This is a genomic window from Pseudomonas sp. NPDC098747, assembly GCF_044760045.1.
Lineage (GTDB): Bacteria > Pseudomonadota > Gammaproteobacteria > Pseudomonadales > Pseudomonadaceae > Aquipseudomonas.
Genome location: NZ_JBIWAL010000024.1, coordinates 33592 through 47111 on the forward strand (window position 1 = coordinate 33592; position 13520 = coordinate 47111).

General features: G+C 57.6%; 4 protein-coding genes and 1 pseudogene. 1 reads left to right on the forward strand and 4 read right to left on the reverse strand.

Annotated features, from left to right (window positions below; all coding sequences use genetic code 11):
- Positions 1-21: 21 nt before the first annotated feature.
- From ACIQVE_RS16270 to ACIQVE_RS16280, 3 genes are all read right to left on the reverse strand, one after another.
- Complete coding sequence (locus tag ACIQVE_RS16270) at positions 22-5079, reverse strand: NEL-type E3 ubiquitin ligase domain-containing protein (protein WP_402810134.1); 5058 nt, start codon at positions 5077-5079, stop codon at positions 22-24.
- 154 nt (positions 5080-5233) lie between these two features.
- Complete coding sequence (locus ACIQVE_RS16275; protein WP_402810137.1) at positions 5234-8365, reverse strand: transglycosylase domain-containing protein; 3132 nt, start codon at positions 8363-8365, stop codon at positions 5234-5236.
- A gap of 614 nt (positions 8366-8979) precedes the next feature.
- Complete coding sequence (locus ACIQVE_RS16280; protein ID WP_402810140.1) at positions 8980-9438, reverse strand: REP-associated tyrosine transposase; 459 nt, start codon at positions 9436-9438, stop codon at positions 8980-8982.
- A gap of 891 nt (positions 9439-10329) precedes the next feature.
- Between ACIQVE_RS16280 and ACIQVE_RS16285 the strand changes: the two are divergent.
- Positions 10330-11751: pseudogene (locus ACIQVE_RS16285) on the forward strand (amino acid permease).
- Positions 11752-11830: 79 nt separating this feature from the next.
- On the opposite strand, the gene ACIQVE_RS16290 reads toward ACIQVE_RS16285, so the two are convergent.
- A complete protein-coding gene (locus tag ACIQVE_RS16290) occupies positions 11831-13450 on the reverse strand; it encodes an FMN-binding glutamate synthase family protein (RefSeq protein ID WP_402810143.1) in 1620 nt (539 codons plus the stop codon).
- Positions 13451-13520: the final 70 nt, after the last annotated feature.

Sequence of the window (13520 nt, forward strand, 5' to 3'; positions counted from 1 at the left end):
AGGGTTGCTGCGGATGCCGTTTCAGATTCCAGCGTTTTTCATCGCTGTACGGGTCAATCGTCTGCCCAGCGCCTGCTCCTCATCGCCGATGTCGGTGTACAGCCGTTCGTACACTGCGTCGCTCATGGCTTGACCGGTGAAAACCGTAGAGTCGGGCACCGATAGCTGCCGGGCAAGGTTTTGCAGCGCCACTTTCAGCGACGCTTTTTGCGCTTCAGGCAAGTCTTTGCCATCCGCCCAGGCTTGTTGCGCTGCACGCAACTCGTCCAGTTGTTCGGCTTTGCCTTCGTAGATTTTTGCGTTGTTTTTGAATTGGCCTGGGTAAGTGTCGCGTAAGTACTCCAACCAGAAAATCTGCTCGAGCATGTTGTTGACCAGACCGTCGCCCTCTTCCAAGGCAATAACCGTGTCATACGCTTGATCGATAGTCGCCTGATCGACGCCAGCGATCTGTGACCAAAGCCTGTCTTGAGACTGCCAAGGCAGCTCCAAGCGCTCGGCCAGACCGGTTTCATAGGCTAAATGCACTTCCACTTCATCAGGTCGTCCCTGGCGGGCGGCCATATCGGCACGGGCGACTTCGTTGACTTGCTCAAGGCGGGCAGCGCCTCTTGCCAGTATCACCAGTTTGCCCTCCAGCTCTGCCTGTGACGTCGAATACGAATACGCCTCTGAGGCGAGTACCTTGATTCCCATGTGGTTGAACATCTGCGCGCCGGCATTGGCGCAGGTCGTCGGTGCCGTGGATTCGGTGAACAGTTCATTGCGCACTTTGGGATCGAGATAAGCGGCGTCGATCATTCGCCAGACGCGATCGGTGAGTTGCTTGCGAGCGTCACCACCGTTTCGGTAGTCGGCGGATGACAGCAGTTTTTCGATGACCTGAAAGAACCCCAGAGAATCGGGTTCTGTCGCCAGGTCGTGCCATGCTTCAAGCCTGAACGGAGTGCGCGCGGACTCGCTGGTGCCCCAACGTGTCCGGCCAGGCATCCGCCAGAGCTCCACATCCCGGTCAGCCAGTTCACTGTAGTAATGCTGGGGGTCGATGCCGACCGAGATTCGATACTCGCGATAGGCCAACAGATTGGTTTCCGATAGATCCTCGGCGCTAAGGCGTGTGCGCGCAATGAGCAGCGCCTGACCGGAACCTGCTGGCACCTCGGGGATTCGATTAATGGGGTTTTCCTGCATGTCCAGAAAGAAACTCTTGGGCCGGCGTTTTTTGAAAACGCCCTCCGGCCAGCCATCGATGCCGGTTTTGTTCAGGCTCAATACTTTCAGATGTGGCATGCGCTCGACATTGACCGCGCGGCCCAACGGATTGCCGTCCAGCCTCAAGCTTTCCAGGCGCGTGAGATTGCGCAGACTCTCGACGTCGGCGGCGGTCAGTGCAATCCGGTTGTCGCTCAGACGCAGCGTCTCAAGCATGTGCATGTTGCCGATGCCTTCAGGCAGTTGCGTCAGATGGCACTTTCTGGCGCTTAAATGACGCAGTTGCCGGAAGTCTTTCAGCAGGCCTTTGGAGTGGATGGCAAAGCGTGAGTTATCCACATTCAGCGAGGTGATCTGTTCAAGGTACTTGCCCAGTTCCGGTAGTTTTTTCCACCACGTCACAAGATTGCTGGGGAACAGGTCGGTCGACAGGTCCAGCGTGTATCCCTCGTCCAGATGGGCGCTGTGTTTGTCGAAGAACCTGGCCTTTCGTTTGAAACATTCGATCAGTTGGTCAGCGATGTGTTGTCCGCCACCGCCGACGAAATTCCGTGGGTCTGATATCGGGTAATCCGGTTGATCCCACTGCCACCTGCGAAGTAACACACGCAGGTCGTCGAGCTCTGTTTCCAGACGCATCAGTGTGGCGATCGCGCCTTCCTGGGTACTCAGCGACTGGACAAACTGCCTGACTTCTCGCTCGTTGAAATGGGGATACAAATCTTCTACCCGCGAGGTGAGGTTGGCATCATGCATCGACTGCTTGGGCCCACGCAGCAGCAGTAACTCCTCTCGTCGCCACTCAGGCACACGCCCTCGATCGTCAAGGATGATCCGCCGCTCGGCCGGCGTTGCGGTCTGCGCGATGACCCACTGTTTGAACAGGTACCCATCGCCGCGGCGCAACCCCAGCGTTTTCAATTGCGCGTCAGGCAACGCCTGCAAGACGCCTTGATACAGATCAGTCGGCCCATGCAACTTTGTGCCTTGGGCGTCATGAACTTCATAGCGGCTGCTGACCTTGACCAGAATTCGTACGGTGGCGGCATCTTCCGGGCCCGCCTGGCAAGTCAGCTCTGCATCGAAACGGGCGACGCGCAGCTCGATGCGCACACCTTCCAGTGAATTGCTGTAAAGGCGCAACGCATTGAGCGTCATGCGTTCGGTATCGAGGTTCGTCAGTGATTGTCTGTAAAAACCTTCATGCGCCCGCGCGGTTCGCGTTTCCAGCTGCAGCTCTCGGGCGATGCGTTTGAGGCGCAAGGGCAGGCGACTCTCGGCAATCATGATCGCCCGTTCGGCGCTGGTAGCCGTGGCCAGGAGATTGTCGATGCCTTGCGCCGGGATCTCGGGAAACGCAGCGCGGATCAGTGGCGCCAGGCTTTTATCCTTGAATACTTCACGACTGGCGTAATCTTCGTTGAACAGTTGGGTGCGCCCACTCTCTGTCACGGCGACTATGCGCTTGCGCAAAGCGGTAACGCGAGTAACCAGCGATGCCGGAAGGATGTTTGCCGGGACATCGAGAATGATCGCCGTGCCGTTTTCATCCAGCGTCTCCATCACCACCTTCAACAGTTCGCCGTTGAAGAATTGTTGCTCCTGGAGTTGAACAATCAGCTTTTGGCCCGCCGAAGCGTCTGTGCCGGTGTGCTCCCAGATCGTTTGGTGCGTGACGTCAATAATCCGCATTGAGGCTTTTTCGGGCCACATGCCATGAGCTGTAAGTATCTGCAGTTGTGTCACGGGGTCCGCTTTTGCATAGACCCGCGGGTCGTCGCTGCTCATCAGGTCGATGAATGTCTGGATGTCCAAGTCAACATCAAGGCGCTCTATCGTATCGGTCAGCAGAGTGGGAGGACGCAGGTTCTCGACATACATGCCACGCAATTCAGCGGGGTCGGTGCCGCTGATCTTGCGCGCTGTTTCGAGCTGGGCATCGCTCAGATCCGCCACCGCAGGGCCAATGCGACGCAGTAAAGTGGCGTCGTCCCAGGTCCGCGGTTGCTCGCCTTCGAGCACATAGGCACCGGCGCCATTGAGCACAACTTGCGGTTGATAGGCTTCAGTGCGCTCAGGGTGTTTCAAGCGAGTCGTGCCGGTTTGCGCATCGCGCGTGAGTTCATAGTGTTTGTCCTGCGCACGCAGAATTTCCTTGCCCTCGTACGAGTGCACGCCAGTTGCGTCGGGCTTGGCCCCCTGCGGCAGCTTGATTGTTTTATGTTCATAGGGAACGTGATCCGGGTGCCAAAGCGTGTCACGACCATTGGGCAGTTTCACGGGCTTCATGCCCTCGATCAGCGGCGATAGCTTGAACTTGAACGCTCCCGCAATTTCGGCCCCGGCTGCAAAAGCCACCAGTTGAATGACATCCGTCACCACGCTGACCACGTGCTCGGCCGCCTCGAGGCCCAGGCCTTCAGCAAGGTCGATAATGCCTTCGATCACGTCATAGGTCAGTTGATAAACGGTGTAAGCCATCATCAGTTCGCCCAGCCCCGGCACGAACGGCGTCGCTATCAGTAAGGCAACGTTGAAAATGTCCGAGACGATTTTCTTGAAATTTTCCCACCAGGCCCAGCGCGCCTTGGTGTCCGTGTCGGCGGTGGACACGGCTACTTCCTTGGCGTCGTTGAGGATTTTGTCGAGTTTTTGCTGATAGGCGTGTGTCCAGTAATCGAGGGGTAGTGGCAGGTGCTCGAACTTCAGGTGAGCATTGGGCACGTCTTCTTGACGCCATGTCGGACGCGAGTCCGTCGGGTCATCCTTTTCGTGCCATACCACGTGACTGAGGCGCTGTTCGATGTCGGCGAAGAAGTGCCCGCGCTGTTGTTGATCGACGAACTGGCTGAAGAATTGGCGATAACTGAGTTGCGATGCAGCGCCGGTTTTGTTTTCGCGCAGTTGCCGCGTCAGCTCAGTCATGAAGGCCGCGGGTGATGTGTATTCCTTCAGCGGATGTTCCGGATCATGGGGGACATAGGCGATGAGCCGGCGGATGCCTCGGCTGTCTTTGCGGGCGGGGATCAAGAGCAGAACACCGGTCAGGCGTGCCTCCATTATGGAAAGATCACGGCACTGCATGTGTTGGCCATCGAGCGGTGGCAGAGGGGCGCCATTTGCCAGCGCGGTCATCAGCTTGTAAGCGTCGAACTGGATATCGCCGGTGGTCAACGCCAACTGGGCGGCGGCGCTTAATGCATCCTTGAGACTTTGCGTCACCTTGTGCTTGATGACGGCGACGGCCACCGGTTCGCTGGGCAGCAGGTAACTTTGCAGGTGTTGCTTGTACAGTCCGCCGATGTCCAGTTCCCTGCACAGCGCCTGGAACTGGCTGATGGTCATCTTTGCCTTGATCGGCAAGATATCGAAGTGCCCGCGGTTGTCGGGTTGGCTGATGTATTGCGAATCGGCAAGTACCGTTTCGGTTTTTGCGAAGTTGTGCAGCGCGGCGTCCAGCAGGGAGACGGTCCGAGTCGTGACACCGCCCAAGGTATCGATCGTGTACCAAGCCCCCTCTTTAGGGATGTACAAACGCAGGAAGGTTGTCTTGACGTCATCCGTGACTGCGTATTTTTCCAGGAGCTTGGCCTGAAGCAGAGGCGCCGCGAATGTACGCACGTCCTGGAGTTTTTCGAACAGCGTGTCGACCTGATTCTGAGAGCCCCAGGCCTTCAGGTTGGCAGTTTTCAATTGGGCATGTTGAGCGGCGGGCGCGGTGTTGTACCAGGGCTCGATCTTCAGTGCTGCGCTCGCCAGTGCCTTGCCTCGGCCGAGGCTCGCGGTTTTGAAGTTTTCGCTCAGGGTCGAGCTTATGAAGTCGTAGTGCCGACCTTTACTTGGGGCAGGCGTGGAGGTGTCAGGCATGGCAATCATCCTTGATTGATTAAGAATGATCAGCCTATCCACTGGGGGGCAAAACAACAGTCTAAAAATTGCTGTATTAGCGGCACTTCTGCCCGATTATTCGCTGAGTATTTGAATCTTTAAAATAGCGGATTACCACCTGCTGCGACGCCAGTTAGTGTTGCGCTGAGGATGCAACGCTTGAACCCCCAACCGGGCGACATTGCGAATCGCTGCCCGGTTGCAGATACGCCGTGAGAATCGGCGCCATGCCCTTGAGCACCTGCGTCGGCAGGGCCGACGTGAATTTGAAGTTCTCCGCCGAGCGCCCCGGAACGAACGCGGTGAGGGTGCCGAAGTGGTGATCGCCGATGTAGAACACGAAGGTCGCGGTGCGGTTGATCGACTTCGAACTGAGGATGCGTCCGCCTGAGCCGATGGCTTCGATGCGGTTATCACCGGTACCGGTTTTGCCACCCATGGCCAGCGGAGTGCCATCGGCCAGTTTGAAACTGCCGGAAACACGTTTGGCCGTACCGGCGTCCACCACTTGCGAAAGCGCCTCGCGCATGGCATCGGCGACTTCGGACGGCATGACCCGTTTGCCAACGTGCGGGTCGTTGACCAGTCGGGTTTCGTAAGGGGTGTCGGCGGCAAAATGCAGGCTGTCGATACGCAGGGTCGGCATACGCACGCCATCGTTGAGGATGGTGCCGATCAGTTCGGCCAGCGCTGCCGGGCGGTCGCCGGAGCTGCCGATGGCGGTGGCCAGCGACGGCACGAGATGATCGAACGGGTAACCGACTTGCTGCCAGCGTTGATGAATCTCAAGAAACGCTTCGATCTCGAGCATGGTACGAATGCGGCTGTCGCGGGCGCCCTTGTGCTTGCTTTTGAACAGCCAGCTGTAGACTTCCTGACGTTCGAAGTGACTGGCCTTGACGATCTGGGTGAAGGTCGCGTCCGGGTGATTCAGCAGGTAGCCGATCAGCCACAGATCGAGCGGGTGAACCTTGGCGATAAAGCCTTGATCCGGCAAATCGTAGCTGCCCGGGCCGTAGGAATCGTAGAGACGGATGAGGCGATCGTCAGTGAGTTTTTCGCTGAGTTTGGCGCCCTTGAGGTGCGAGCGCACGAAACTGTTGAAGTCTTCCTGACTGGCGTTCGGCAGCAGATAACGGTGCACGGCGGCGATGCGGATCGGGGTCGGGCGCATGCTGTCGAGGAACGTGTCGAGACGCGCTTGCGTGTCCTTGTTCTTGTACTTCTTCCAGAACTTGAGCAGGAACGAGGTGCCTTCGCGATCGGCAAAACCCGCCAGATACTCCTGGCGCCGCGGGTCACGATCATCCTTGAGCAACTCGGCGCTGCTGTTGGGACCGGAGTAAGTGGTGTAACGCACGATATCGCGCATCAACCGAATGAACGGCAAGTTGATCGACTCGCGCAGGGAATCGCGCAGGGTCGGCAGACGGCCGTTGTCTTCCTTGCGAAAGTTATTGAAGGTGTGCAACCCGCCGCCGGTGAAAAACGCTTCTCCGGGGCTGGCCGAGTATTTGCGATCCAGCGCGGCGGCGAGCAGCTTCGACAGGTCGTGATCCTTGTTCTGGATCAGGTAATCGACGACCCAGCGGCTGAGGCGATCCTGGTCCGGCACCTCGATCTTTTTCAATTCCGGCACGCCCATGGCGCCGTACTTGTCGTGCAACTCGGCGATGATTTGCAGGTAGGTAGTGAGCACGCGCATCTTGGCCGTCGAACCCAATTCCAGTTTGCTGCCTTCATTAATGTCGAACGGCTGGTCGGTGCTGTCGGTCTGCACCCGCACGCGCGAACCGTCCGGGGTCAGTTCGAACAGGGTGAAGCTGTAGCGCACCTGAGTGGTGCTGGTCGGCGTCAGCAAGCGTTCGCCAATCAGACCGACTTCGGCGGCGTAGGCCGGGTCGGCGAGTTTTTTCAGGTAGGCAGTGGCTTGGGTTTGCAGTTCGCCTTGCAAGGTGCTGGTGGCCGAGAGGTCGAGCCGGTCGAGGTCGTACAGCGGCCGGTTGAGCATACTCGCCAGACGGCTGCGGGCAACGCTGATGCCTTTGTTGGTTTCGATCGGTTGCATCGTCGGTTGGGTCTGCCAGTCACGATAGCTGACGATGCTGGCCAGTGCGGCATCGGCCAGCGCGCTGTCGATCACGCCGCTTTGCTTGAGCAGGCGCAAGTGGCTGTCGGTGAGGTTGGCGAGTTCTTCGCGGCCCCTGGTCAGGTAATACGAAGGGCGACGCTGGGCGATCATCAACGAGAGCATTTCACGCAGGGCCAGGCCTTTGTCTGCCATGGTTTTGGGGTCGGTCTGCGGGCTGTTGAGCTGCTCGTTGGCCTTGACGAAATCAGTGCCGTACCAGACCCGAAGGCCTTCGGCCATGCCATGTACTTCACCGTGCCCCGGTACGGCAGACAACGGCACGCTGTTGAGGTAATCGCGAATGATGTTTTGTCGTGCGCCCAGGGTTTGCGGGCCGGGTTGATAGGCGCGCACGCTGGCGGAAATCATCTGGCGGATTTTCTCGGCGCCCGAAAACGTCAGCCCGTCAGGTGAGTGGCGATATTTTTCCAGTTGCGTCGCCAGCGTACTGCCGCCAGCCGATTGCCCGGGCAGGTGCAGCACCTTCGCCACTTGCGACCAGGCGGCCATGCCGAACCGTGGCCAATCCACTGCCGGGTTGGCCAGCGGTTGCTTGGGGTCGAGCAGAAAGCGGTTTTCGATGAATAGCAGGCTGCTGACCACCACCGGCGGAATCGCCGCGAAGTTCGAATACAGTTGTTGCGGATAGTTGTACTTGTACAGCGGCGCGGCGCGGCAATCGGTGATCGACAACCCGGCCTGGATCTTCTCGGAATAAGGCACAAACATGCCTTTGTCGGTGTAGCTGAGCAGGGCGGGTGAAAAGCGCGACTGCTCGGTAACGACATAATTGCGCTTGATCAGGCGCGGCAGGAATTCATCGAGCGAGCTGTAACCCAGGCGCAAATCGAAGGGCCCGTTGCCCGGATAGCGAATGGCTTCACTGGGGCCAGGTTCCAGTTTGTAGGTCAGCGAGGCGGCATATTGGCTGAGTTCACGGGATTGAAAACGCGAGGTGCGCATTTCTTTGGACGCACCAAGCCCTACCACCACTGCGATAATCAGTAGCAACAACCAGAAAGCCTTCCACCCGTGCCGGCTGCGGCGGGGTTTTTCAGGGACAGGCGCTTGATCATCCACACGTTCAGTCGGAACCACGGCTTTACTCGAATCGGTTTGCCACAAAGCGCCCATAGTCGATTGATCCATTCACGCAGATTGATCGGACTTGTTTGAAGCTTAGACGGTGGTTGGCGCTGGTGAGGAAATTGTGTGGGGGTGGGGGCTGAACAAATCTGGAACGCCCACATTTACATGCGATGAGGGATTTTCCTGTGGCAAGGGGATTTATCTGTATCAAAAGGATTTATCTGTATCAAGGGGATTTATCTGTATCAAAAGGATTTATCTGTGGAAAGGGGATTTATCTGTGGCGAGGGGATTTATCCCCGTTCGGCTGCGCAGCAGTCGCAGATCAGTAACACGCGGTGTGTCTAGAGAAACTGGTTGTCAGGTTTGAGGGCTGCTTCGCAACCCAACGGGGATAAATCCCCTCGCCACAGAGTCCCTTCAATACAGATAAATCTCCTCAGCACAGGTAATGACCACCAGCACAGATAAATCTTCTCAGCACAGGTAATGACCACCAGCACAGATAAATCTTCTCAGCACAGGTAATGACTACCAGCACAGATAAATCTTCTCAGCACAGGTAATGACCTCCAGCACAGATAAATCTCCTCAGCACAGGTAATGACCTCCAGCACAGATATATCCCCTCACCACAGGTAATCCCTGTGAATTCAGTTTTATAGCCAGCAGGCATCCCAGAGGGGGTAGTCGCCGATTTTATCTACCAAACCTGCACGTAGTGGGTTGGCAATGATGTACCGAGCGAACGGCTTCAAGTCTTCACCGTCACGGATGGCGCGGTCGTGGTAGCCGGTTTGCCACAATGGGCCGCGGCGTGCGATTTTTTTATTCACCGCGTGGGTGCAACGCGCCTTGATAGCGCCGATGACTTCGCCAAGAGTGCCGGTCTTCAATTGCATTAACCAGTGAAAATGGTCAGGCATCACAACCCAGGCGATTGACTCAACGTGATCTTTCTCATGTGCGCGACGAAGTTCTGTAACCAAGAGGCGCCCGGTCTGAAAATCTGAAAATACAGGCTGGCGATTGTGAACCACGGCGGTGATGAAGTAGGCGCGGCCGATTTCTGATCTTCGGCCGAAGCGCAGGTGGTGGGAGTTGGGTTGGACTGGCACGTTCGCTTCCTTGCACTCATTAATCATGATTCAAGGCTAGTACCTGGTTACTCAAGTTGGATCTGCAAAGGCTGAACGAAATTTCTGATTCTTATGAAGTCTTTGTGATGAACAGATTTATCTGTGGCAAGGGGATTTATCTGTGGAAAGGGGACTTATCTGTGGAAAGGGGACTTATCTGTGGCGAGGGGATTTATCCCCGTTCGGCTGCGCAGCAGTCGCAGATCAGTAACACGCGGTGTGTCTAGAGAAACTGGTTGTCAGGTTTGAGGGCTGCTTCGCAACCCAACGGGGATAAATCCCCTCGCCACAGAGTCCCTTCAATACAGATAAACCTCCTCAGCACAGGCAATTCCTTGCAGCACAGATAAATCTCCTCAGCACAGGCAATTCCTTGCAGCACAGATAAACCTCCTCAGCACAGGCAATTCCTTGCAGCACGGATAAACCTCCTCAGCACTGGCAATTCCTTGCAGCACGGATAAATCTCCTCAGCACAGGTCAAACCCTGCCTCAAGCAATTCAGTGTCTTGCAAGGTGCCGGGATAGAGCCTTCCAACAAAAAATGCTGCCAAAGCAGGGGCATGACGATGCACCAATGCTGTGCAATACTCGGCGCCTTTTTCGACGGCGAATATTCCTACATAAACCAGTTAATGCCTCTCCGAAAATGGGGCTTTTACCGAGAGTTCTCGCTAAATGTTGCGGTTTATAGAGTGAAATAACCTGTCGTAAGCTTTTTATACTGCACGCCCCGCTGATCTTGCAGGTTTTGTCCTACAAGACGCGTCCGCCCACAAAGCAGGCGCGGTTTCATGCGAGCCAAGGCCTATCGGCTGACGCTTCGACACTCGGTGGTCATATCCAATAACAAGACGAGGTTGAACCCCTATGCCAGTTGGCAATCACCTGCCTCACGGCGAAACCGCTCAGGGCGGTCCGCTCAAACGCGAACTTGGCGAACGGCATATTCGCCTGATGGCGCTCGGCGCCTGTATCGGCGTCGGCCTGTTTCTAGGTTCGGCCAAAGCCATCGAAATGGCCGGCCCGGCGATCATGATTTCCTACATTCTTGGCGGTCTGGCGATCCTGGTGATCATGCGCGCCCTCGGCGAGATGGCCGTGCACAACCCGGTGGCCGGGTCGTTCAGCCGCTAGGCGCAAGACTATTTGGGCCCATTGGCGGGCTTTCTCACTGGCTGGAACTACTGGTTCCTGTGGCTGGTGACCTGCGTCGCGGAAATCACCGCCGTCGCCGTGTACATGGGCGTCTGGTTCCCTGATGTGCCGCGCTGGATCTGGGCCCTCGCGGCATTGATCAGCATGGGCTCGATCAACCTGATCGCGGTGAAGGCTTTCGGTGAATTCGAATTCTGGTTCGCCCTGATCAAGATCGTCACCATCATTGCCATGGTGATCGGCGGCGTCGGCATCATCGCCTTCGGTTTCGGCAATGACGGCGTGGCACTGGGGATTTCCAACCTGTGGGCCCATGGCGGCTTCATGCCCAACGGCGTGACCGGTGTGCTGATGTCCCTGCAAATGGTCATGTTCGCCTACCTCGGTGTCGAGATGATCGGCCTGACCGCCGGTGAAGCGAAGAACCCGCAGAAGACCATCCCCAACGCAATCGGCTCGGTGTTCTGGCGGATTCTGCTGTTCTACGTCGGCGCCTTGTTCGTGATTCTGTCGATCTATCCTTGGAACGAAATCGGCACGCAGGGCAGTCCGTTCGTGATGACCTTCGAGCGTCTTGGCATCAAGACTGCCGCCGGCATCATCAACTTCGTGGTGATCACCGCCGCATTGTCATCGTGCAACGGCGGCATCTTCAGCACCGGGCGCATGCTCTACAGCCTGGCGCAGAATGGCCAGGCGCCGGCTCCTTTCGCCAAGACCTCGAACAATGGCGTGCCGCGTCGTGCGCTGTTGCTGTCGATCGCCGCGTTGCTGCTGGGCGTGCTGCTCAACTATCTGGTGCCGGAAAAAGTCTTCGTCTGGGTGACCTCGATTGCGACATTCGGCGCGATCTGGACCTGGGTGATGATCCTGCTGGCGCAGCTGAAATTCCGCAAAGGCCTGAGCGCCAGCGAACGTGCCGCACTCAAGTACAAAATGTGGCTGTACCCGGTCAGTTCGTACTGTGCGCTGGCGTTCCTGGTGCTGGTGGTCGGCTTGATGGCGTACTTCCCGGACACGCGTGTGGCGCTGTATATAGGCCCGGCGTTTTTGGTGCTGCTGACCGTGATGTTTTATGTGTTCAAGCTGCAACCAACCAATGTCTCGCAGGGCGCGGTGCGTTCGGCTTCGTAAGTTGTAAACGCTGAAACAGCAAAGCCCCGGTCTTTTAGATCGGGGCTTTTTTGTGCGCGCAGACTTCTCCGTGGCGTATTCAGGCCGCCGCCACTTCCTGCGGCTCAAAGCTGTCCGCCCGTGCCATCTGCCACATCCGCGAATAGAATTCGCCACTCACTTCGCCGGTCAGCAACTCACCCGGTTTCAAGAACACGTGCAACTGCGAGAACAGCTTGATCTCGGTCGCCGACATGCGTCGCACCAGATGCTTGGCCGACAGTTGCGATGGATGATCGAGCCCGGCGGCAGCGAGCATTTCTGCCAGCGCCTTGAGCGTGTTGCGATGGAAGTTGTAGACCCGCTGCGCCTTGTCCGGCACCACCAGCGCACGTTGGCGCAGGGCGTCCTGGGTGGCGACGCCGGTCGGGCATTTGTTGGTGTGGCAGCTTTGCGACTGGATGCAGCCGATGGCGAACATGAAACCGCGCGCGGAGTTGGCCCAGTCGGCGCCGATGGCCAGCACGCTGGCGATGTCGAAGGCGCTGACGATTTTGCCGCTGGCGCCGAGTTTGATCTTGTCGCGCAGATTCAGGCCCACCAGCGTGTTGTGGACGAACAGCAGACCTTCGCGCATCGGCACGCCAATGTGGTCGGTGAATTCCACGGGTGCCGCACCGGTGCCGCCTTCCTTGCCATCAACCACGATGAAGTCTGGAAGGATGCCGGTTTCCAGCATGGCTTTGGCGATGCCCATGAACTCCCACGGATGGCCGAGGCAGAATTTGAAACCCACCGGTTTTCCGCCGGACAGTTCGCGCAGTTGCTGGATGAAATGCATCAGTTCAATCGGCGTGGAAAACGCGCTGTGGCGTGACGGCGAGATGCAGTCTTCGCCCATCATGATGCCGCGGGTGTCGGCTATTTCCCGGGTGACTTTGTGTTTGGGCAGGATCCCACCATGGCCCGGTTTGGCGCCCTGGCTCATCTTGATTTCGATCATGCGCACTTGCGGGTTCTGCGCCTGGGTGGCGAAGCGTTCCGGGTCGAACCGGCCATCGCTGGTGCGGCAGCCGAAGTAGCCGCTGCCCAGTTCCCAGGTCAGATCGCCGCCGTGTTCGCGGTGATACGGGCTGATGCTGCCTTCGCCGGTGTCGTGGGCGAAGTTGCCGAGTTTTGCGCCCTGATTCAACGCACGAATGGCGTTGGCGCTGAGCGAGCCGAAGCTCATCGCCGAGATGTTGAACACCGATGCCGAGTACGGTTGTGTGCACTGTGGGCCGCCGACGGTGACGCGAAAACTGCTGGGGTCGCTGAGCGGGGCTGGACGCATCGAATGGCCGATGAATTCGAAACCGGATTGGTACACATCGATCAAGGTGCCGAACGGTTTATCGGCGCTTTCATTTTTCGCCCGCGAGTACACCAGTGAGCGCTGAGCGCGGGAGAAGGGCAGGGCGTCGCTGTCGGATTCCAGCAAGTATTGGCGAATCTCCGGGCGGATACCTTCAACCAGATAACGGATGTTGCCCAAAATCGGGTAATTACGGCGCACCGCGTGTGGGCTTTGCAGCAGATCGAACAGACCGAGCAGGCTTAGCGCGCCAGTGACGGCGGTAAACGGCCACAGCCAGTCATGTTCGAGAAAAGGCAGGCTGGCGAGGGTGAAAATCACACAGCCGGCAAAGAAGGCGTAGCGGCTCAGGAGGGACAGGCTCATACGGTTTCCTTGGTTCGGACTTTGTAGGGCAGACAGGGATTCTGCGCCAACGAAGAAACCGTGAACAGGG